Here is a 20531-nt window from a genome sequence, read left to right as displayed (position 1 = left end):
GCAGTGAGTGAGAAGTCAGCGTTAGTTAGCCGCATTCTTAATTTCTCTTGTGTTGATGGGCCGGGTAATCGCCTGGTCATCTTTCTACAAGGGTGTAACTTCGATTGCTTAAATTGCCATAACCCACATACGATCAATCATTGTAATCACTGTGGCGATTGTGTTGATTCATGTCCTACACAAGCGTTAGCTATGATTGATAACAAAGTAGTGTGGGATGAAGGGCTTTGCACTCACTGCGATAAATGTATCGATATCTGTGGTCACAAATCGAGTCCCAAGATTAAGCGTTACAATGTCACTCAAGTCTTGGAGCTCATCCGTAACCAACACTTCTTTATTTCCGGCATCACGGTTTCGGGTGGAGAAGCCACTCTTCAGCTTCCGTTTATCATAGCGCTATTTCGAGCAATCAAAGCAGACAAAGAACTAGGACATCTAACCTGTTTCATTGATAGTAACGGCTATTTACCTATTCATGCTTGGGAAAAAGTCGCACCTGTTCTTGACGGCGTTATGCTTGATTTAAAATCGTGGCAGAGTGAAACGCATCAGTGGTTAACCAGAAGAGATAACCACAGGGTGATTGATTCGATTCGCTACCTAGCAAGAGGCAAAAAACTGCATGAGCTTAGGCTGTTACATATTCCGGGGAAAAGTGATCTGGACACTGAAATCGATGAGGTTGTTAAGCTAATTCGTTCATTGCCAGATGATGTCGTCGTTCGGCTCAATGCGTTTCAGCATCACGGGGTGAGTGGGCAAGCATTGGAGTGGGGTAAATGTAGCGAAGATGAGATGAATCGGTTTCGCTCACTTTTTGCAGATAAAATTGCCCAACCGATACTTACCCCCGCTATTTATACTTAGTCAGCGGTCGTTAATTGCTGATGGAGCCAGTGTAGCGCAGGGTTATTTAAGCTTGCTTGGTTCCACACTAAGCTATAGGCGACCTCACCATACTCAAAAGGAAGAGGTTTAGAAACTAAGCCTTTCGCTTGCGCTGCATTTTCAGCCCACATTTTAGAGCAGGTCAGCAAGTGTTCTGAATGGTGGCACATGATCGCGGCAGCGCCAAAATCTGCAACGGACATTGCCACTTTACGAGCACCGTATTTTTGTGTCAGGTTTTGCTCGAAGTAGGGCTCAGCGAGGTCTTTGTCCAAAATACCGATATGCTGATACGAGAGGTATCCGGGTATATCCAACTCACTCTTTGCGAGTGGGTGCTGCTCTGACATCAAGCACACCATCTCATCTGAATGAATTTGCTTCCACATTAGCTCTCGGCTACGAGTTGGCGGTTGGCTAATGTCATGCGGCAAGATCATAAAATCGACTTGCCCGCGCACCAAGGCATCAAAACTTAACTGCTCTTTCGCGTAAACATTGATGGCTCTCGCGTTGGCGAGCTGGTTTATGATGAGCGCGATTTTTGACGCGAACAGTTCAAAGGTACTTTCGCGCATAGAGAGAGAAATCGTCCCCTCGAATTCCGCTGGTTTGAAAGCACCTTGGTGCAAAATACCATTCATGCTCGACAATATTTTATGAACTTCAGAGCCAATATTGAGCGCAAATGGCGTTGGAATTAATTGGCCTCCCTCGCGGTAAAACAGCTCATCTTTAAGTTGATCACGCAGCTGGTTGAGAGTCTTACTCACACTCGATGGTGTAACGCATAAAACCTTGGCGGCATTGGTCACGCTATGAGTGCTGAGAAGGACATGTAACACGGTAAGGTGTTTAAGGCTGATTCGAGAAAGGGCTAGGTAATCCATAATTCAAAGGGACTTAAATTGGGAATGCTACTTATACCGCTTCGCCGCAATAATTCATAGCCTGTCACTCACATAAGCGATCACCGCGATATCCGCTAGACTTTAATTGAGGGATATATCAGGAGTGAATTATGAAGAAATTGCTATTGACTGCTGTCTTGTTAGCACTGGCATTTTCTAATGCTTACGCGGAAGAAGAAGAGGGTGAAGAGACGGGCAGCAACAGAACCAAAACGCCACCAAGTGTTGAAGACATTGACACCGATGGTGACGGATTAGTATCACAAGAAGAGTTCAATCAGTTCCGTCAGGGTGATGATGACGGTGACGAGGAAGAAGGCGATGAGTCTGAGCAAGAAGGAGATGGACTCAGTGCGTTTGCTTCGTTCGATAAAGATCGCGATGGTTTTGTTACTCAAGAGGAGCTTAATGCACATGCTAAGTATTCTAATCCGGGTAATGGGACAGGGGAGCTTAAAACGAATCGACAATCGAACAACGTGACGAGTAGCTCATCGAGTTCTCGAAGTCAGGGAAACAGTAACCGCAGCGAAAGCCGAGGAAACAGCGGTAATAGTAATAAAGGTGGCGGTAATCGTGGCGGCGGTGGTAACCGTGGTGGCGGCAATGGCGGTGGAAATAAAGGCGGTAAAGATAAGTAGACTTAGCTAGGCGACGTGTGAGGTCTTTCGCGCACGTGAAATACAGCGAGCCCCCTTGATAGTCAGGGGGCTTTCGTTTTTTCTCAGCGCGGAAACACATCTACTAATATAAGCCAGCACACCCCTTAAGTAGATTCCTGACAACAATGCCCACCTAGGGTGAAAATACTTACTTACGTGGGTACATTGTTTCAGGAATGACGGTGTGGAAAGGTCTCGTGATCTTGGAATTGAGGAACGAGATATCCGTGATCTGCATACAAATGGTGCTTGAACGAGTGTTATTTCGCTAACGTATTTTTGGACAGAAACGAGTTAGTTGTATTAGTAAGTTAGAATGTAACGGATTAGTTCACGTATAGAAAAGTAACGCCCTGTTAAGGGGGGAGCAACGCAATACCAAAATTGCCGCAGGAAAGCCCAAAAAAGTGGCCATAGTTGCCTGTATGAGAAAGATGGTGATTATCTTAAATTCGGTGCTAAGAGACGGTGTCGTGTGGGAACAGCATAGCGCCAAAAATTAACTATTGACGCCATAGTCTCTTGTTATGACAATTTTTCACGCACTTCAGTTAATGTATTTATAAGCGGAGAAAGGGATTTAAGATGCTGATCTTTATCTACTCGCTCAACGACTTTCTCAAAATACCCCAAATTTGCAACACCACTACAATTGGACTTAGAGTACCTCACTCGCCTTTCTTTAAGCGCTTTAATTGCATATTTTGCATGAAACTGCGAATGAGTATCACCGTCACTATAGGCACCCATTAACTCTGGGTCGTTATCGTTAACATTGTAGTATCTCATGTAACTGACTAGAGGCTCACTGTTCGGTTGCCTTGGAATTACATAGCGGTTACCTAATAAAATAGTTTCAAAACATCTTTTCTGAACTACGATACAAACATTTACTCTTTCAGGTAACTCTAACATTTCTAGTTTTACCTTCACTTCTTCCTCGCGAGCTTCAATCGAGTCTTCATCTGAATCTAAAACAATAAAGAAGTAATCTACATCTGCTGACAATTTGATATCTGATACAGAATGCTCTATATGATTTAAGATAGATGGATAGCCCTCACCCGATATATAATAAACCCCAGTGTCGCTACATTTAAAGCTATCGAAATCATCATGAACTTCTAGATTTGGAAGATACAACTTCACCCACTCAGGGTATACTTGCATTTCAGAGGAAATACCTTCTACGAGGAAATACAACTTCACCTATTCACCTCGGTATAGTTTGCTATTAATAAGCTGAATAAATTTATCGTGACTACTTGTTGAGCCTATAATTGACTCTGCTTTTCTTGTAAAAATAACATTCCCTTTTCTAGAAACAATGCTCCAGAACTTAGCTGGAATCATATTTATAACCTTAGGGTGGTGAGACGTTAAAATAATTTGATTTTCAGTTGCTTCCATTTCTGAAAGAACATCAGATAAGCAATTCACACCCAAGCTATTCTCAATTTCATCGATCACAATTGGTGACTTATTGTTACCAAAATATAACTCTGCAAGTATCATCATCGTTTTGAACATACCGGAAGAAATTGAGTGCTGATTGACAACTTCACCAGATTCCATATGCATATCTATATAAATTAGATTTCTTTTTTCTTCAGAATCATCCGTAATAGCCTCAATCAACCTTGGCTCTATTGTTTTAACTGACGGAAAGATACTGCTGTATGCAAAAATAAAATCATCGAATTTATCTTGATCAAATTTAAAGGCGTAGTATATTTTTTCTCTACACTTAATACCTTTGTATCTTTTAGATATTTCCTCGATATTATCAAAGCCAGAATTAATTATTTCCTCATGAATTTTAGCGTTAATTAGAGGAACAGCCTTAGGTCTCGAAAAGTCATTCGAATCTACATCAACAATTGTCATCGAGTTTAAGGAGTCATATACATCAGCAATCCCATCTTCATCCCTAAATTGATAAATTAGACTAGTGAGTGAGTCTAGTTTCGGTAGTGTGACGCCGTTGTACTGAATATTATCCTCTGACCTTGATATAACCTTAACACCATCAACCTCTAATATTTCGGCAAGGTAATGTCCATACTCAGCGCCTTCATCAGTGACTGATGAAGGAGATGACAACTCTCCTGACCATTCGACCTTACGATCTAGATCATCTATAAAGCTCAAATTCCATTGAAACGAATGGCCTTTTGCTCCTTGTGCTATCTGTACAAGCTTCTGTAAACCTACAATGATTGTAGTTTTACCAGCTCCAGATATACCAACTAGTGCATTCAATGAACCAAACTCTACATTATCAATTATTAGCTTAGGTTTAGATTGCTCAAAACTTAACTTCAATACTTTCAACAGATATACCTTTAACTATCTATACTTGTCCTAATCATACTCCACTCTTGTGGAAATCTCATTAGATTGATGAACTCAATTGTCATAACACTTATTAGACGGAATCTTTCTGTGTTTTCATTCCGTCTATCTTGCTGGCGTCCATTATGAAACTCAACTGGTATCAGCCTGTTATGTGAATCGACATATTGTTGCGGGGGGTAAACTACGGAAAATTCAGTCTAACAGCCCAAAGTACAGATTAGATTAACTTGGTCTATTAGCGCTCTGACAAGGTCGTCCGCTTATTGGTACTGAAAAGCTTTGGGGCATAATCAATCCAGCCTCTTCTAACATTTCTAGTTCGCTTTAAATCGAAAATCCCATAACGACAGCATCACAAAACAAAAATGCCCTCAAAAGCGAGGGCATTTGAAATCGGGTGGGGGAGCTTAATCGATCAGGCCGTAACCACGGCTTAGGATATCGATGATCTCTTGTTTAGGGTTTTCGCTGAGGTGGATTTCAGCGCCTGTGATTTTCTCAGCGATGCCGAGGTAAGTCTTAGAAATATCCATTAAGGCTTCTAGAGGTAATTCATTGTCACGCGCTAAAGCTTCACGCTCATCCATGCGTTCTTTGTTTAAAAGAATGTCAGGATCAGGGAAGTGGTTAAGCAAGAATTGGCGGAAACCTTCTTTCGAGTTCTCTACGATATTACCTGCATCATATTCGCGCTCATCCCAAATGCGTGATGAATCTGGCGTACCCACCTCATCCATATAGATAAGTTTCTCTTTACCTGCTGCATCGTGAACGTAGCCAAATTCAAATTTGGTATCGACAAAGATTTGTTCGATTTCTGCAAGAGCGTTGCTAATGACAACAAAACCTTCGCGTAGCAGTTTTTCATATTGAGCAATGTCATCTGCTTTAGAGAAGTTGAATGCTGCAAAGTTATCAACGATGTTTTGGCGAGTGATGTTGACGTCATCCGCTTCAGGCACGCCCGGAATGCCTTTTAAAATGCCTTTCGTTGAAGGTGTCATCAGCAGCTCTGGCAACGCTTTATCCTTTTCTAGTCCTTCTGGTAACTCAATACCACAGAACTCACGTTCGCCTTTCTCATAAGATCGCCACATTGAGCCGGTAATGTACTGGCGGCAGATCGCTTCAATCATAATTGGTTTCGCTTTTTGAACGATCCAAACGAAAGGGTGGGGAATATCAAGGATGTGGCTGTCTGCCAAGCCGTTGTCTTTAAACAGCTTAAACCAGTGGTTGGAAATCGCATTGAGTGCCGCGCCTTTTCCAGGAACTCCTTTTAAGCCGCCTTCAGCATGCCAGATACAGTCAAATGCTGAGATACGGTCACTGATTACCATGATAGCAAGTGGCGCATCAGGGGCAACGTCATAACCTTTTTCTTGGATAAGACGCTTGCTGTCTTCTTCAGTTAGCCAGTAAACAGAGCGTACTTTTCCGCTGTGGACGGGTTTATCGGTACGAATTGGAAGATCATCGTTAACAGCAAGAACTTGATCAGCGAGACTCATTTTGACATTCCTATACTTTAGCAAGGTGGTGAAATTATCTACGCAGATAATTTATTTGCTTCGCATAATACCAGAACTATTTTGTGCTGCCAGAGAAAAAGCAAACGTTTGCTTTGTTTTTTCTCTAGATGGCGAAAAACAGCTCAATAGGGCGCAAAAAAGAAAAAGCCCTACGCTAGGTAGGGCAAAAAGACAGTGAATTTGTTGAGCTTGTTAGTGATACTGGTTAACTCTGCCCTCAACGAAAAAGACTTCACACTGGAATTGGGTAGCATGGTTGCGGAGTAAGCTTTGCTCAACCATAGGAATATTGTTTGATGCAACAACAGCACTCGCATTACCTGATTCAATCGCTTTCTTAACAATTTCAAACTCAGACTGTTTTTGAGAAGCTTTCATCTGGATAATTTTCTTACAGCTCACACTGAAAGCAGCGAACTGCTCATAGTCAGGGCGAGGACATTCAGCAGTAAATAAGATCCATTGTTTCTGGCCAGAAAGACCAGCTAGGCGACTTAACGTATCGTTATCGATGTTCATTGGCGCGGTAGGTTGAGCCAAAACATTGTATTTAGAGAACGTGTGAGTTTGAGTATGTGCCTGAATCATAATTACTGTTCCTTTGTACATGCTGTATGGTTATACAGTAGTTTTTATTGGCTGTGTTGGCAAGCATTTTTGTGCAGCATTTAAACAGAATTAGAACGGCGCGAGTTCGGGGTGTTATTTAAGGTTTTGATATATATAATAAATGTGAGGTTTTTGGGTGTGAGAGAGATTTGACAAATAATTCATAAATAGTGATACAGGTCACTATGGCCTATACAGTGTTATACAGTAGTACTGGATAACACTGTATGTCAGATCGTCAGTAGCGCTATAAGAATCGTTCGGGGAAGTCGCTAAAAATCGCGTCTAGGTTAGGTAGGTGTTTCAGTGAGTTCGGGTTGTTGACGGTGTAGCTCCATACCTGATATCCGTCATGCTTGAGTTGTTCAATCTGCAGCTTGTTAGCCCATCGGTAGTTGATGTTGCAACTAAAGGCACCTACTTCTTTAAGGAGAGTTTTGGTTTTCTTGTCGAGACGGTTACACAACACACCAAGTCGATATTGTGGGAGCGATTGGCTAAGCTGACGTATCACTGCATGACTAAAACTCGAAAGCACAACATCGCAAGGATCAACATTACTTTTGGCTAATTGCTCTTTGAGTAACTCACACACTTTTTGAACATCATGGCAGTCTACTTTTATCTCAAGGTTGAGTTTTAAGTTTTGCGCTTTAGCTAAGGTGAGAAGTTCCTCTAGTGTGAGAAGGCGCTGATTAGCAAACTCTGCATTAAACCAAGCGCCAAAGTCATACTGCTTTAGCTGCTTCAGAGTCAGTTTATCGATACGACCGGAACCGTCACTGCATCGATTAATTGTATGATCGTGACAGATAACAAGTTGGTCGTCCTTTGTGGGTTGTACGTCTACCTCAACCCAATCGAGACCGAGGTTAATGGCCGCTTCTATACTCGATTTTGTATTTTCAGGGTAGCGACCGGCGACTCCGCGATGTCCGACAATAATCATATTTTCTTCTCAATGATGGAAAGAGAATAGATTACTCCTTCGCTTAAATTTTGGATAGATAATTCATAGCCATTGCAGCCTAAATCTGACACTATCAGTCGGATATTAATAATAAAATAGATAGGTCGTTAGACCTTAGAGAGATGTAAATTGAACGCTGAAAGTAAAGCTGCCTGGATTCTGTTCTTCACCACTGCACTGGCTGGTTTAGGCTGGATCTTCTCCAAAGAAGCAATACAAGGTCTTCCCCCGTTTGGTTTTGTTGGGTTGCGCTTTGTGGTGGCTTCTATTTGCTTGTTACCATTGTGCTATAAGCGCTTTAGGGATTTAACAAGCCAATTGTTACTTCAAGCCATAGGAGGAGGTAGCATTCTGGCGTTAGCGCTACTGACTTGGGTTTATGCCATTTCAATCAGCGAGACGCTCGGTGAAGGGGCGTTTATTGTTAGCCTATCGATGATCATCGTGCCAATCATTGCCTGGGTACTTTATAAAGAAAGACCGAAAAGAGCCTTTTGGGTTTCGATGCCGATTGCAATCGCTGGCTTAGCAATGCTGTCATTAACAGATGGTTGGAAAAGCTCAGCAGGGCAGTTGTGGTTTCTTGCCAATGCCTGTCTTCTTGCGCTTCACTTCAATGTGAACAGTAAACTCGCGCAGAAAATCCCCGTTTTGATGCTGACCTGCATTCAATTGTTTGTTACCGGAGTTCTGGCACTGGTTGCCTCGTCACTATTTGAAACGATACCTGAAAGTGTTGAAGCGTCTATTTGGGTTTGGTTTGCTCTTAGCGCATTGCTTGCCACCAGCCTTAGATACGTGATGCAAACATTAGGGCAAAAGGGATGTAACCCTGCCAACGCTGCGCTCATCATGCTTTTGGAACCAATCTGGACGGTTATCCTTAGCATTCTCTGGTATGGAGAACAGCTATCACGAAACAAATTAATTGGATGTAGCTTAATTCTGCTCGCTCTGATCTTCTACCGAACCGATGGGCGACTGTTTAAAGGAAGAAACTGATCATTGACCAATCTGTAGTCGTAAATTCTGTTATTTATTTTTAGCATAAAATTAAATTGGAATAATTGATGTAATTGTTAGTACAATCCACAGTCAAGAGGTAACGAATACAGGGAAAGTTAAATGAAAATTGGTGTAATTGGAGCAGGTTCAGTCGGGGTTGGGGTGTGTAACTACCTCCTGACACTGGGTAGCATCAGTGAATTGGTGCTGCTTGATAAAGACTTGCAACGAGCAGAAGGAGAGGTGTTTGACTTTAGGCACACTTCAGCACTGACGTTTTCAAAAAATACCCATCTAGTACCCACCGATGATTACTTAACGCTCATTGGTGCCGACATCGTGGTTATTACCGCGGGCGCTCAAATCAAGCAAGGTCAAACTCGTATCGATCTGGCGGAAATCAATAGCCGTATCGGTGTTGATATTGCAAAGCAAGTTGAACGAGTCGCACCTAACGCCACATTGATTGTTGTCAGTAACCCTTGTGACTTAGTCGCTCACTTTATTGCCACCAATACCAGTTTTCCGCGCTCTAAAGTCATCAGTAGTGGCTGTGTGATTGATACGGCGCGTTTAATGAGTATTGTCGCTAGCCGTGTCAATCTAGATCCTAAGAACGTGTTTGGTTATGTGCTGGGGGAGCATGGTAGTCATTGCTTTACACCTAAGAGCCTTATCTCCATCGCTGGGCAGCCGGCCGATTTCTATTGTGATACTCACCATATTGAGCGAATCTGTGCCGACGAGCTACTTGAGTCGGTAAAACAAGCGGGTTACGAGATATTTAAACGTAAGCAAAATACCACTCACGGTATTGCCGCTAGTGTTTTCCGTATCATCCAATCAATCATGATTGATGAGCGCTCGGTGCTACCTGTGGCTACTTTGCTTGATGGAGAGTATGGACTGAATGATGTTGTGCTAAGCGTTCCAACCGTGGTAGGAAAAAACGGCGCAGAGTCGATTCTTATCCATCCATTTACCCAACAAGAGATGGAAGAGCTAACAAGTAGTGCGATTGAAGTGAATAAGGTCGTGAAGCAAGTGTCGGATAAGACGGGTCTTGCTATGTACAAAGAATAGGTGGCTGTTGCTATAAACAACCTAATGCGGGTGGGGTTAAAACCACCCGTTTTTAATTCGATTGAACTAGATAAGTTCAATGCTCGCGCTTCAGAAGACTTCAAAGTTCACAAAATAGAGTGTTTACTCTGTCAATTGCCGCCAAGCTTGTTACATTGAAATGTAAATGATTTGTTAAATTGGTTTGCGTCATGAAAATTCATGCTCTAGACGGGTATATTCAAAAGATCTACCTTGCTGAATATACAGATAAGTTAATGCTGCTCGACGGAGCGTCTAGAGCGGATATCTCCTACATAAAAAAATTCATTACCCATGAACTTCAAAGACCTTTTACAGATCTGACTACGGTTGTCGTGACCCACATGCATCCCGACCACGCAGGTGCGGCACATAAGTTACGTGAAATAACCGGTTGTAATATCGTCTCGGCAAAAAGGGACAAAGATTGGTATTCCGGTATCGATGGTTTCTTAATGCATTTGACGGATATTGCGCTGGCTCGATGGGTCGCCAATAGAAAGCGTAAGCCAAAACGTAACCTATGGTACTCAAGAAAGCTCAGTGCAGATGTAGAGCTTTCCGACGGGGAAGCGATTCCCAACTTTGAAGATTGGAAAGTATTAGAGACTCCGGGGCACACGGATAGAGATCTCTCACTGCATAATGTTGAGCGCGACATTCTTTACGTCGCTGATCTTATGGTTGAAGTGAAGCAAAGATTGATTTCACCCTTTCCGATTTTCCATCCGAACAAATACAAAGCGTCGCTAAAGCGCGTTTACAATCTAAACCCAAAAGTGCTGCTGGTGGCACACGGTGGTCAAGTAGAGCTGAATGAACAGGTGTACCAGCATTTGGTCGATACTGCGCCTCGCACGCCTTCGACTCACTGGCGTGTGACTAAGGTTAAACTTAAAAGTCTTACGGGGGCAATCTGGCGGTTGGGCGTTTCAAAACGTAAGTAATACCTTCTAGAACCAACATCTGAACATCTACTTATGCTAGTTGGTATAAAGACGTTTTAGAACATTATCTCGCAGCAGGACATTGTGTTGTTTTAGGGTTCAGATTAGAATGCGAACCCTTTTCAATTGTACTGTTGTTCTCATGTCGCGAATTTTAGTAGTCGATGATGATATCGAGTTGTGTGGATTGCTTGCTGATGTGCTTATCACGGAAGGGTATAGCGTAGAGTGTGTTCACTGCGGGGAAACGGCACTTAAACACATCGAGAAAAAACCGGTCGACTTGGTCTTGCTTGATGTCATGTTGCCCAAACTTAATGGTATGCAGGTGGCACGTAAAATTTGCCAACGCTTTGCTACGCCAATTCTAATGCTTACCGCACTGAATGATGAAGAGTCTATGTTAGATGGATACCAGTCGGGTGCGGATCAATACATAGGTAAACCCTTCAAAGTCCTTGAATTATTGACTCGCATTAAGGCGATCTTCCGTCGCGTGGGTTTAGAAAAGCAGCGGCAAAGTCAATGCTTCGATTTTGCGGGAGCGGCGAGTCAAGTATCTAATTTACCACTGACTAGCACCGAGGCCGATTTACTCAACTATATGATCAGCCGTGAAAGTATTGTGGTTTCAAAGGCCGAGTTGCAAATTGAAGTACTCAAAAAAGAGCTAAGCCCATTTGATCGCAACCTTGATATGCACATTAGTAATTTAAGGCGCAAGTTTGTCGAGGCGGGTCTGTCGAAGCAACATATCAAAACCATTAGGGGCAAAGGCTACAGTTTTGTCGATAGTGTTAGGTAGCTTATGGTTTGGTCATGGAGAGTGAAAAGTCTCTCAAAACGTAAAGATTCGCTCGCGTTCCAACTGTTCAGCTATATGTCGACGGTCATTATCTCGATAGTGATTTTGCAAGCGGTCGCCGAACAAGCGCTTATCAAAACCATGCTGAAAGTACCGCTTGAAGTGAAGCAAGATATTCAGAGTTTGGCACATCAAGCCAATGTGTTAATCGAAGATGGCGATATGGATGAGCTAGCGGACTGGGCGAATGCTCAGCCGTATTATCTATTCGTTCTAAATCCAGAGAACAAGCCTTTATCACATCGGCAGATGCATCCTCATTTTGAGTTTAAGTTACGATTTCTTAGGGAAATTGATGAATTACTTGAAGATAGGGTCAACAAGCCACTTATTGGTGTGCGATTGGATAAAGGGAACACCTTGGTTGTCCAGCTGCCGAGTCAGCTTCATCCGGCTCATCGCTTCATCATCTTTTTCTCTGTGAGTAAGTTCATTATCGTTATTGCTATTCTGCTGTTGTTCTCATTGATCTTCGCGAGAAAGTTACAGATGCCACTCGACCGTCTGCGAGAAGCTAGCCGTCGACTGGCGTCAGGAGACTTTAAGGTTAAGGTTGTTAAAGAGCTTAGGTCTAACACGCGAGAATTTAACGATCTGGCGCATGACTTCGATAACATGACCAAAGAGATCCACGCTTTAGCCGAAAGGCAGCGTCGCTTGATTCGCGATGTCTCTCATGAGTTAAGAACACCGCTAGCAAGGCAAAATTTAGCACTCCATTTGCTACGTACCAAAGCTGCTGACTCAGAGTTGCCGTTGGTTGAACGGTTAGAAAAAGAAGTCGATGAAATGGACTCTTTGGTTGGAGAGATCCTTGAATTTAGCCGTTTAGAAAACTCACGTTATGAGGCTGATTCGACTCCGGTATGCTTGGAAAGTCTTATCTCGACGCAGGTTGAACAAAGTCGACTACAACTTAAGGTAGGACAGTCGCTTTCTATCTCAACAGGCTCAACGATACCTGTGGTTATGACCGATGAACGTTTAGTGATGCGTTGTGTAACCAACTTGCTCTCTAACTCGATGAAATATGCTGGAGAGGATGCGCATATTGAAGTCTCTATCTATGAGTTCGATGAGCAGCCTAATAAATCAGTCTGCATCGAAGTGGCGGATAATGGCCCCGGGATTGCACAAGCTCAATTGGAAGAGATTTTTAGACCTTTTACCCGACTGGAATCGGCACGGGATAAACAGAGTGGTGGCTATGGACTGGGGCTCGCAATCGTCAAAGAAGCAATGAAGCTGCTTGGTGGTGAAGTTAAGGCCTCTAACCGTAAAGAGAGTGGCTTAAGGGTTCAATTGACGTTACCTCTCTAGTGGTAAATGAGCAGAGCGAAAAAGCGAGCATCTTAGATGTTCGCTTTTTTTATGGATTCAGAACGACAACATTTGTTTACGAATGCAAAGATTGTAAATTTAATGCAAATGATATTGGTTATCACTTATATTTCGCTCCGTAACAAATAACTGATAAGAACAAGCACGTTCTATAAAAATATTCGGAGAAAAATATGTTCACAAAGAGCCAGTTAGCACTCGTAATCGGTGCTGTATTAGCTGCTCCAGCAGTGGTTGCTGAAAGTGTTGAAACTGACGAACACATGGTTGTTGAAGGCCGTGACTATGGCTATAAAGCTGACACAAACTCAACAGCGATGCGTATGGAAGCTTCACAACTAGAAACTCCTGGACAGGTTGCAATTATCGATGAACAAATCATTGATGAGCAGCGTGCTAGCACTCTTGGTGAAGTACTAAAGAATGATGCGTCGATTACGGCTGGTTCAACATCAACCAACCGTGAGCGATTCAATTTACGTGGCTTTAGCCTAGATAGTGGTTCGAGCTTCTTGCGTGATGGCGTGCAGCACTGGTCTCACTACCGTCAGCCTATTGAACTATTAGAACGTGTTGAAGTTTTGAAAGGCCCAGCGGGCTTGCTTTACGGTAAATCGACACCAGGTGGTCTGGTTAATATGATCACTAAGAAGCCAACGTATGAAACGCAGGTGAATGTTAGCCAAGATATCGGCTCTAACAATTACACTCGTTCAATGGTTGATGTCAGTGGTTCTTTAAATAACGATGAAACACTTCGCGCGCGTCTGATCTTGTCGAAGGAAGATCAGAATTCATGGCGCACACGTTTTGACGGTACAGATGTACAAACTGAGCGCTTTGTCGGTGGCTTATTTGTTGATTACGACATCAACGACGATGTGATGCTGTCGGTTCACTATGACAGCACGCAAGAGGAAGGCGATTTAGATAACGGCTCTAAGATCGATACAACGACTGGAAAAGTCATTGACCCATCTATTGTCAATGATCAGCGTTTTGCCAAGACAGATAATGACGTAACCAACTACGGCGTTGCAATTACGGCAAATCTGAATGACTCATGGTCTGTGAAATCTGGTATCAATCGCCAGTTCTATGAGCGTCAACGTACTGAGTCTGACAACGTAGTGGATCTGAATAAGTCTAACGGATTGTATGGTTATAAAGCGTCTGATCGTCACGATGAATGGACCTTTGACACTGCATATGTTGATTTTACTGGCGACTTCGATGCACTTGGTGTCAACCATAGGCTGCTAGTTGGTGCAAATGGTCTTCACTACGATTACAAACAGCTATATTCGCAAGTATATGCTTGTGAAAGCGCAGGGGAAGGTGATGCTCGTCCAAGCTGTGATAATGGCTTCTCCAAACCAAGCAATCTTCATTACAGCAATGATGACTCGCTTTCTCACTCAGATAGCCAGCACTATGGATTCTATGTACAAGACCTAGTGACGTTCAATGAACAGTGGCAAGCGCTAGCAGGTGTACGTTTTGCGTACGACAAGACACGATCAAGTAAGAACGTAGAAGCAAGTTACAACAACATCTTGCCAAAACTAGGCGTGATTTACAGCCCAGCAGAAAACGGTTCGATCTACGCGACGTATTCTGAGAGCTTTGAGCCTGTTGCTGATATAAGTAATGCGAATGACGTGAACAACGGAAAATCTCAAGATCCGAAGAAAGGTAAACTGTACGAGTTAGGCAGTAAATGGGAACTGTTCGATGAGAAACTGTTTATCTCAGGCGCGCTCTTCCATATCGAACAGTCTAATATGCAGGTCACTGAAAAGTTAGGCGGCGATGCGCAACGTACAACTCAGGCAGGAAAACAGGTACATCAAGGTGCAGAACTAAGTGCAACAGGTTATGTGACAGACGCATTGTCTATCAGTGCTTCAACAATGCTGCTTGATGCTAAGTTCAAAAATGACCCTGAGCTAGAAGGAAAAACGCCGGCGGATGTTGCAGAGTTCACGGCAAGCATTTGGTCTACGTATGCATTTAATAATGGTACAGACGTGAACCTAGGTATCTACCACGTTGGTGACCGCTGGGCAGAAAGCGCAAACACATTTAAGAAAGATGCCTACACACGTGTCGATATGGGTGTTTCACATACGATCAAGTATGATGAGAAGTTAGACTTTGTCGCACGATTCAATATTGAGAATCTGTTCGATACTGAATATCTAGAAGGTGGTAGCACGAAAGGTGTGGTTGTAGGCGAAGGCCGTAACTACATGGCGACCTTACAAATCAAATACTAATAAGCCTTACAGATAAATATCCACGGCTTTAATAGGGGAAGGGCATAGCCTTTCCCCTTTTTTTGTATAAAGTGTAAGTGCAATTGCAATTTTGCTTAATCGCGGTACTATGTCGCGAGTGAAAATGAGAGTGTTTCTCAATTATATTTAGCCTTAGTGAATTATAGACGTTATGAATTTAATGAAAACTAGCTTGGCGCTCATCCTTGCTACGTCAGCTTCAACTACAATGGCGGCCAATAGCCTTGACTCTGCACAGTCAATTCAGAGTAAAACCAATGCGGCTTCTGCCTCAAGTCAAAAACGAATCGACGTAAGTGCGGAAAAGACACTGACATTAAAAGCAGAAATTGAACAGCTTGAAGAGGAAGTGAAAAATCTAAAAGTGTATCGCGATCACCTGATAGCCTTGGTTGCAAGCCAAGACCAAGAAGTCGCAAGTTTAGATAGCCAGATAGAAGAGATTAAGTCTACACGTCAAGGGATTGTTCCTCTGATGTATCAAATGATCGACGGTTTAAAACAGATCGTCTCGCAAGACGTGCCAATCAAGTCGGAACAGCGTCAAGAGCGTATCGCAAAGCTAGAATCTATGATGACCAGAGCTGATGTGAGCGATGCGGAAAAGTATCGTCGTATCTTAGAGGCGTATCAAATCGAACTAGATTACGGAACCAAGCTTGGTTTGTATCAAGGTCAAATCAGCGTTAATGATGAAAGCAGAGAAGCGGATGTGCTTTACTTAGGCCGTATTTCGTTAGTCGCACGCAGCTTAAATGGCAGCAAATTTTGGTCTTGGGATCAAAAATCCAATCAATGGTTAGATGTGGATGCTTCGCTTAAATCTGAGTTAGACAAAGCGTTTAGTATTGCCGCGAAACAAACAGCGCCAAGCTTAATCACTCTTCCAGTTTCTCTTAAAGTGGCGGAGGCAAAATAATGAAACGCACACTGATTGCTTCTTTAATTGCATTTACCGCTCTTTCGTTTAATAGCGTTGCGGCTGATTTGGCTTCTCCGGCCAAAGCGGACGCAAAAGTTCAAAAACAGCATAACGTTCAACGTGAGTCAGGCTTTAAGCAAACCGAGCGTGAACTGGCAGCACTAAAAGTGCAGCTGATTCAACAAAGAGAAACGTTACAGAAAGAAAACGATCAACTGGCGGCCCAGTTTAGCCAGAACGAAGATACACTAGCGCGACTTGAAGAAAAGCTTCGCCTCGAAACGGGTAGCCTAGGTGAAGTGTTTGGCGTTGTACGCCAGCATGCAAAAGAGCTTGAAACTGAGCTTTCTCACTCAGTAACAGGCGCGGGTGCTCAAACTCATTCTGATACTATTAAAGAGATCGTTGCTGCAACCAAGCTACCTTCTATGCCTCAATTAACCGGTTTGTGGTCAGCGTTAGCAGAACAAATTAAGGCGACAGGTCAGGTTCAGTCTACGCAAATTAAATTTGTCGATGGTGAAGGCCTTACTCAAGATGTGACAGCGCAACGTCTTGGTGCATTCGGTTTGGTTGGCGAGCAAGGCTACCTAAATTGGAACGGTGCTAAACAAGACGCTGCGGCTTACATCAAACAGCCAGAAAACGGACCGACTACATCGTCTCTGACGGGCTTATTAGCCGGTGAACGCACTAACCTTATTGTCGATCCTTCACGTGGCATTATGCTTGAGCAACTTGCCTTGACGCCAAGCTTAATGGATAGATTCCAAGCAGGCGGCGTGGTAGGTAAAGTGATTATCGGGCTGCTGGTTATTGGTCTGATTATTTCGTTGGTTCGAGGTGTTAGCCTTTCATTAGCACGCCAAAAGATTCGCAATCAACTGAAAACACCACAAACACCAACGGATAACCCACTTGGTCGCGTTCTTGCTGTTTACAGTAAAGAGAAGAATCAAACCGTTGAAGCGTTGGAATTGCGTCTTCTTGAAGCTGTGGTTGATGAGCAAGCAGGGCTAGAAAAAGGCCTTTCAATGCTTAAGTTGTTGGCAGCGCTTGCGCCAATGCTAGGTCTGTTGGGTACGGTAACCGGGATGATTGAAACATTCCAAGTGATCACCCAGTTCGGTAACGGCGATCCTAAGGTAATGGCGGGTGGTATTTCTATGGCACTTGTGACCACAGTGCTAGGTCTTATTGCGGCTATGCCATTGCTACTTGTTCACAATATTTTGAGCTCTCAAGCGGAAAGTATCCGCAATATTCTAGAGAAACAAGGTATTGCGCTTGTTGCAGAGCAAGCTGAGAAAGAGACGTTAACTCGCGAGAATAGCTTGGAGAATGCGGCGTAATGGAAGCGATATTCGCTCTATTTCCTGAGGTGATTGCCACCAGTAACTGGATGACTTCGTTGCAAGACTTCATGCAACAAGGTGGTCAGGTGCTTTGGTGGCTATCCGGTGTGGTGTTGGTTTGCTGGTTGCTGATCATTGAGCGCATTGTTTTTCTTTGGTTTCAGTTTCCTAAACAGCGTAGCCAGTGGGTCGACGCTTGGAAACAGCGTAGTGATCAGCATTCGTGGTATGCACGTTCAATCCGTGAAGGTTGGTTGTCGGAAGCGCACTCACTACTCAACCAGAACCTCAATGTGATTAAAGTGCTGGTGGCGATCTGCCCAATGCTTGGTCTACTGGGTACGGTAACAGGCATGATTTCGGTATTTGATGTCATGGCGAATCAAGGCAGTAGCGATCCGAAACTCATGGCCTCGGGTATTTCCTTGGCGACCTTGCCGACTATGGCAGGTATGGTCGCTGCACTGACCGGTATGTTTTGTCACGCGCGATTAGTCAAAGTGTGCCAAACGAAAGAAATAAAATTGGAAAAATCATTAAGGAGTCAACGATGAGACTCGGTCGACGTCATCATAAACAAGAAGAAGCTCAAGTCGATATGACTTCAATGCTTGATATCGTATTTATTATGTTGATCTTCTTCATCGTGACGAGCTCATTTGTTCGTGAGTCTGGTGTAGAAGTGAACAGACCAACTGCTTCAAATGTCGTCAGTCAAAAAGAAGCCGGTATTTTCGTCGCGATAACCTCAGCAAACGATATCTACATTGATAAACGCATGGTCGATGTAGAGCGAGTGGAAGCGACCTTGGAGCACCTGATGCTTGATAAACCTGATGCTTCTTTGGTCATCCAAGCGGATGAGCACGCCTACAGTGGTACGGTGGTGAAGGTGATGGATGCAGCAAAAGGGGCTGGGGTGAAAAACATTGCTTTGGCGGCGGAGAAGATCTAGTGGGTCGATTGCTCATTGCCACACCAATAGCGTTATCGTGCGTTGTGGCTATTTTCAGTTTAATGGCGTGGATGGTCGATATTAGCCACCGCCGTGCGCCTGAACCGAGTGAAGCGCTGAGTTTCAATATGGTGATGGTTGAAAACGAACAAGACGTTCAAAGACGCCAACGTTCTGTACCAGAACAGCCTCAAGCACCAGAAGTGCCAGAGCAGATGCCAACGTCACAGACGAATACTCAGTTGACTCAAGTGTCGCCTGTTGCTCAACCAATGCTAGGCTTAGATACGGCAATCGATGGACTGGCGATCAGCGCTCCGACTTTCGGTGACTTTGGTGTCAATCAGCAGGCGATGCCACTGTATCGTGTAGAACCTCGTTACCCGACTAAGGCGTTGAAACGGGGCGCAGAGGGCTATGTAGTCATGAAGTTTACGATCGACCCAACGGGTAAGCCGATTGATGTCGAAGTAGTTGAAGCGAATCCTAAGCGGATGTTTGAACGCGAAGCGATTCGAGCACTGAAGAAATGGAAATATCAACCAAAAGTGGTGGATGGGGGAGCTATTGCTCAGCTTGGTCAAACCGTAAGACTGGAGTTTAAGATAGCGAAATGATTAAACGATTATTGTTGGTTTCTCTTATATTGGCTTCCAGTACTTCGTTTGCACAGGAGCTAAGCCAATATACCGCGACCAGAGTACAAAAAGCACATGAGCTTGCCCAAGAAGAGCAAGTGAAACAAGCCATAACTATGCTTCGCGAGATAGATACCTCCCGCGAATACGATCAAGCTTTCGTCGCTCGTATGCTTGGTGTGTTTTATTGGCAAGATGGTAAGCCTAAACAGGCAATCAAGCAGCTAGAGAAAGCGGTGACCAGTGGTCTGCTTCAAGATGAACAAGGTTGGATTACTGAGCGAATGCTGGCTGATCTTTATCTCAATGAGCAGCAGTTTGAGCGCGCTTTAAAGCACTACTATGTGTTGCAAAAGAGCGTCCCAAGCACTCAGAAAGCGGATGATATTTGGCTTCGTATCGCGCAGTCTCATTATCAGTTAGAGCAATGGTCAAAGGTTATCCCTGCTGCAAATGAGTACCTGAAAGTTAGCACAGAGAGCCCGCTTCAGCCGTTATCTTTAAAGCTCGGCGCTCAGCTTCAGCTTAAAAAATGGAAACAGGCGATTCCGACTTTGGAGTTACTGATTGCTTTACAGCCTGAGAAGATAAATTGGTGGCGACAGCTTGTTGGCTTGCAGCTTAGAATAGGTAAAGATCGTGATGCGCTTGATACCTTGTCATTGGCGAAACTAAACAAGCTCGAACTCAGTCAAAGTGATCGCCGAATGCTCGCTCAACTCTATGCCAAACGTGGTGTGCCAGAGCGCGCAGCCATTGAGATTAGTGAGCTAGATGGTGCTGGCACAGACGTACAGCTACTTTCTGAGCAAGCAACCTATTGGCAACTGGCTAAGGAGTGGGATAAAGCATTGGATGTGTGGAAACTAGCGGCCAAACTAGATTCTAAATTCCATTGGAATGTCGCCCAACTTATGGTCCAACAAGGTTACTACCGTCCTGCGCTCAGTGTGTTGGCAAAGGTGAAGGGTAGGAAAGCGGATGTTGCTTTGGCCAAAACCCGTGCGTTTTACAAGTTGGATCAGCTAGACAACGCCTTGATCGAAGCGAAACGCGCAAACAATGTCGAGCCATCAGCGCAATCTAAGAGTTGGATTAAGTATCTCACTCAGTTGAGAGAAGCCAAAGATCAAACGACGAGTTAAAAAAAAAAGAGGGAAGCCAAT

The 20531-nt window shown here is 43.8% G+C and carries 20 protein-coding genes and 1 pseudogene; 15 read left to right on the top strand and 6 right to left on the bottom strand.

All coding sequences use genetic code 11. From position 1 onward, the window contains the following. Positions 1–3: 3 nt before the first annotated feature. A complete protein-coding gene (locus tag LYZ37_RS08030; protein WP_272785096.1) occupies positions 4–870 on the top strand; it encodes a YjjW family glycine radical enzyme activase in 867 nt (288 codons plus the stop codon). On the opposite strand, the gene LYZ37_RS08025 is transcribed toward LYZ37_RS08030, so the two are convergent. Next, the gene (locus LYZ37_RS08025; protein WP_272785095.1) at positions 867–1781 is read right to left on the bottom strand and encodes a LysR family transcriptional regulator; all 915 of its coding nucleotides are present in this window, start codon (positions 1779–1781) and stop codon (positions 867–869) included. The two genes, LYZ37_RS08030 and LYZ37_RS08025, sit on opposite strands and share 4 nt — an antisense overlap. Positions 1782–1912: 131 nt before the next feature. Here LYZ37_RS08025 and LYZ37_RS08020 point away from each other — a divergent pair, with 131 nt between their 5' ends. Both LYZ37_RS08020 and LYZ37_RS08015 read left to right on the top strand, forming a co-directional pair. Beyond that, on the top strand, positions 1913–2443 hold the full coding sequence (locus tag LYZ37_RS08020) for a hypothetical protein (RefSeq protein WP_272785094.1): 531 nt from the start codon (positions 1913–1915) through the stop codon (positions 2441–2443). 404 nt (positions 2444–2847) lie between these two features. Then, a pseudogene (locus LYZ37_RS08015) lies at positions 2848–2967 on the top strand (IS110 family transposase); the annotation flags it as partial. 22 nt (positions 2968–2989) lie between these two features. Here the strand turns inward: LYZ37_RS08015 and LYZ37_RS08010 are convergent. The 5 genes from LYZ37_RS08010 to LYZ37_RS07990 form a co-directional block, all read right to left on the bottom strand. Further along, entirely contained in the window at positions 2990–3673 is a 684-nt protein-coding gene (locus LYZ37_RS08010; RefSeq protein WP_272785093.1) for a hypothetical protein, read from the bottom strand. Beyond that, positions 3674–4798 carry an AAA family ATPase gene (locus LYZ37_RS08005; protein ID WP_272785092.1) on the bottom strand — a complete coding sequence of 375 codons (1125 nt, stop codon included), beginning with the start codon at positions 4796–4798 and terminating at the stop codon, positions 3674–3676. 431 nt (positions 4799–5229) lie between these two features. After that, positions 5230–6333, bottom strand: a complete 1104-nt coding sequence (locus LYZ37_RS08000; protein WP_272785091.1) for a phosphoribosylaminoimidazolesuccinocarboxamide synthase — start codon at positions 6331–6333, stop codon at positions 5230–5232. A gap of 213 nt (positions 6334–6546) precedes the next feature. Next, positions 6547–6942: a hypothetical protein gene (locus LYZ37_RS07995; protein ID WP_171801668.1), complete on the bottom strand. Its 396-nt coding sequence runs from the start codon at positions 6940–6942 to the stop codon at positions 6547–6549. 268 nt (positions 6943–7210) lie between these two features. Then, on the bottom strand, positions 7211–7912 hold the full coding sequence (locus LYZ37_RS07990) for a glycerophosphodiester phosphodiesterase family protein (RefSeq protein ID WP_272785090.1): 702 nt from the start codon (positions 7910–7912) through the stop codon (positions 7211–7213). A gap of 150 nt (positions 7913–8062) precedes the next feature. Between LYZ37_RS07990 and LYZ37_RS07985 the strand changes: the two genes are divergently transcribed. The 12 genes from LYZ37_RS07985 to LYZ37_RS07930 all read left to right on the top strand — a co-directional run bounded on the left by LYZ37_RS07985 (position 8063) and on the right by LYZ37_RS07930 (position 20510). After that, positions 8063–8935 carry a DMT family transporter gene (locus LYZ37_RS07985; RefSeq protein WP_272785089.1) on the top strand — a complete coding sequence of 291 codons (873 nt, stop codon included), beginning with the start codon at positions 8063–8065 and terminating at the stop codon, positions 8933–8935. A 123-nt stretch (positions 8936–9058) separates the two neighbouring features. Then, a complete protein-coding gene (locus LYZ37_RS07980; protein ID WP_272785088.1) occupies positions 9059–10021 on the top strand; it encodes a lactate/malate family dehydrogenase in 963 nt (320 codons plus the stop codon). A gap of 191 nt (positions 10022–10212) precedes the next feature. Next, on the top strand, positions 10213–10989 hold the full coding sequence (locus LYZ37_RS07975; protein ID WP_272785087.1) for an MBL fold metallo-hydrolase: 777 nt from the start codon (positions 10213–10215) through the stop codon (positions 10987–10989). Between the two features lie 142 nt (positions 10990–11131). Continuing rightward, on the top strand, positions 11132–11794 hold the full coding sequence (locus tag LYZ37_RS07970; protein WP_272785086.1) for a response regulator transcription factor: 663 nt from the start codon (positions 11132–11134) through the stop codon (positions 11792–11794). 3 nt (positions 11795–11797) lie between these two features. Then, positions 11798–13174 (top strand): histidine kinase sensor domain-containing protein, encoded by a 1377-nt coding sequence (locus LYZ37_RS07965; protein WP_272785085.1) that lies wholly within the window; start codon positions 11798–11800, stop codon positions 13172–13174. Between the two features lie 194 nt (positions 13175–13368). Then, entirely contained in the window at positions 13369–15474 is a 2106-nt protein-coding gene (locus LYZ37_RS07960) for a TonB-dependent siderophore receptor (RefSeq protein ID WP_272785084.1), read from the top strand. A gap of 172 nt (positions 15475–15646) precedes the next feature. Further along, on the top strand, positions 15647–16414 hold the full coding sequence (locus LYZ37_RS07955) for a DUF3450 domain-containing protein (RefSeq protein WP_272785083.1): 768 nt from the start codon (positions 15647–15649) through the stop codon (positions 16412–16414). Further along, the gene (locus tag LYZ37_RS07950; RefSeq protein ID WP_272785082.1) at positions 16414–17769 is read left to right on the top strand and encodes a MotA/TolQ/ExbB proton channel family protein; all 1356 of its coding nucleotides are present in this window, start codon (positions 16414–16416) and stop codon (positions 17767–17769) included. Before LYZ37_RS07955 ends, LYZ37_RS07950 begins: the two co-directional genes overlap by 1 nt. Beyond that, a complete protein-coding gene (locus tag LYZ37_RS07945; protein ID WP_272785081.1) occupies positions 17769–18326 on the top strand; it encodes a MotA/TolQ/ExbB proton channel family protein in 558 nt (185 codons plus the stop codon). Before LYZ37_RS07950 ends, LYZ37_RS07945 begins: the two co-directional genes overlap by 1 nt. Further along, positions 18323–18727: an ExbD/TolR family protein gene (locus tag LYZ37_RS07940; RefSeq protein ID WP_004745213.1), complete on the top strand. Its 405-nt coding sequence runs from the start codon at positions 18323–18325 to the stop codon at positions 18725–18727. Before LYZ37_RS07945 ends, LYZ37_RS07940 begins: the two co-directional genes overlap by 4 nt. Further along, the gene (locus tag LYZ37_RS07935) at positions 18727–19344 is read left to right on the top strand and encodes an energy transducer TonB (RefSeq protein ID WP_272785080.1); all 618 of its coding nucleotides are present in this window, start codon (positions 18727–18729) and stop codon (positions 19342–19344) included. Before LYZ37_RS07940 ends, LYZ37_RS07935 begins: the two co-directional genes overlap by 1 nt. Then, positions 19341–20510: a tetratricopeptide repeat protein gene (locus LYZ37_RS07930; protein WP_272785079.1), complete on the top strand. Its 1170-nt coding sequence runs from the start codon at positions 19341–19343 to the stop codon at positions 20508–20510. Before LYZ37_RS07935 ends, LYZ37_RS07930 begins: the two co-directional genes overlap by 4 nt. The last annotated feature ends 21 nt before the right edge of the window (positions 20511–20531 follow it).

Source organism: Vibrio tubiashii (assembly GCF_028551255.1).
Classification (GTDB): Bacteria; Pseudomonadota; Gammaproteobacteria; order Enterobacterales; family Vibrionaceae; genus Vibrio; species Vibrio tubiashii_B.
The sequence above is the reverse complement of the archived record's forward strand: the minus strand, read 5'-3'. Positions and strand labels throughout refer to the sequence as shown.

Coding starts and splice junctions, on each gene's coding strand:
- LYZ37_RS08020 (WP_272785094.1), top strand. CDS start 1,913: ATGAAGAAATTGCTATTGACTGCTGTCTTGTTAGCACTGGCATTTTCT.
- LYZ37_RS07965 (WP_272785085.1), top strand. CDS start 11,798: ATGGTTTGGTCATGGAGAGTGAAAAGTCTCTCAAAACGTAAAGATTCG.
- LYZ37_RS07940 (WP_004745213.1), top strand. CDS start 18,323: ATGAGACTCGGTCGACGTCATCATAAACAAGAAGAAGCTCAAGTCGAT.
- LYZ37_RS07995 (WP_171801668.1), bottom strand. CDS start 6,942: ATGATTCAGGCACATACTCAAACTCACACGTTCTCTAAATACAATGTT.
- LYZ37_RS07980 (WP_272785088.1), top strand. CDS start 9,059: ATGAAAATTGGTGTAATTGGAGCAGGTTCAGTCGGGGTTGGGGTGTGT.
- LYZ37_RS07950 (WP_272785082.1), top strand. CDS start 16,414: ATGAAACGCACACTGATTGCTTCTTTAATTGCATTTACCGCTCTTTCG.
- LYZ37_RS07975 (WP_272785087.1), top strand. CDS start 10,213: ATGAAAATTCATGCTCTAGACGGGTATATTCAAAAGATCTACCTTGCT.
- LYZ37_RS07960 (WP_272785084.1), top strand. CDS start 13,369: ATGTTCACAAAGAGCCAGTTAGCACTCGTAATCGGTGCTGTATTAGCT.
- LYZ37_RS07930 (WP_272785079.1), top strand. CDS start 19,341: ATGATTAAACGATTATTGTTGGTTTCTCTTATATTGGCTTCCAGTACT.
- LYZ37_RS08000 (WP_272785091.1), bottom strand. CDS start 6,333: ATGAGTCTCGCTGATCAAGTTCTTGCTGTTAACGATGATCTTCCAATT.
- LYZ37_RS07990 (WP_272785090.1), bottom strand. CDS start 7,912: ATGATTATTGTCGGACATCGCGGAGTCGCCGGTCGCTACCCTGAAAAT.
- LYZ37_RS07955 (WP_272785083.1), top strand. CDS start 15,647: ATGAATTTAATGAAAACTAGCTTGGCGCTCATCCTTGCTACGTCAGCT.
- LYZ37_RS07945 (WP_272785081.1), top strand. CDS start 17,769: ATGGAAGCGATATTCGCTCTATTTCCTGAGGTGATTGCCACCAGTAAC.
- LYZ37_RS07970 (WP_272785086.1), top strand. CDS start 11,132: ATGTCGCGAATTTTAGTAGTCGATGATGATATCGAGTTGTGTGGATTG.
- LYZ37_RS08025 (WP_272785095.1), bottom strand. CDS start 1,781: ATGGATTACCTAGCCCTTTCTCGAATCAGCCTTAAACACCTTACCGTG.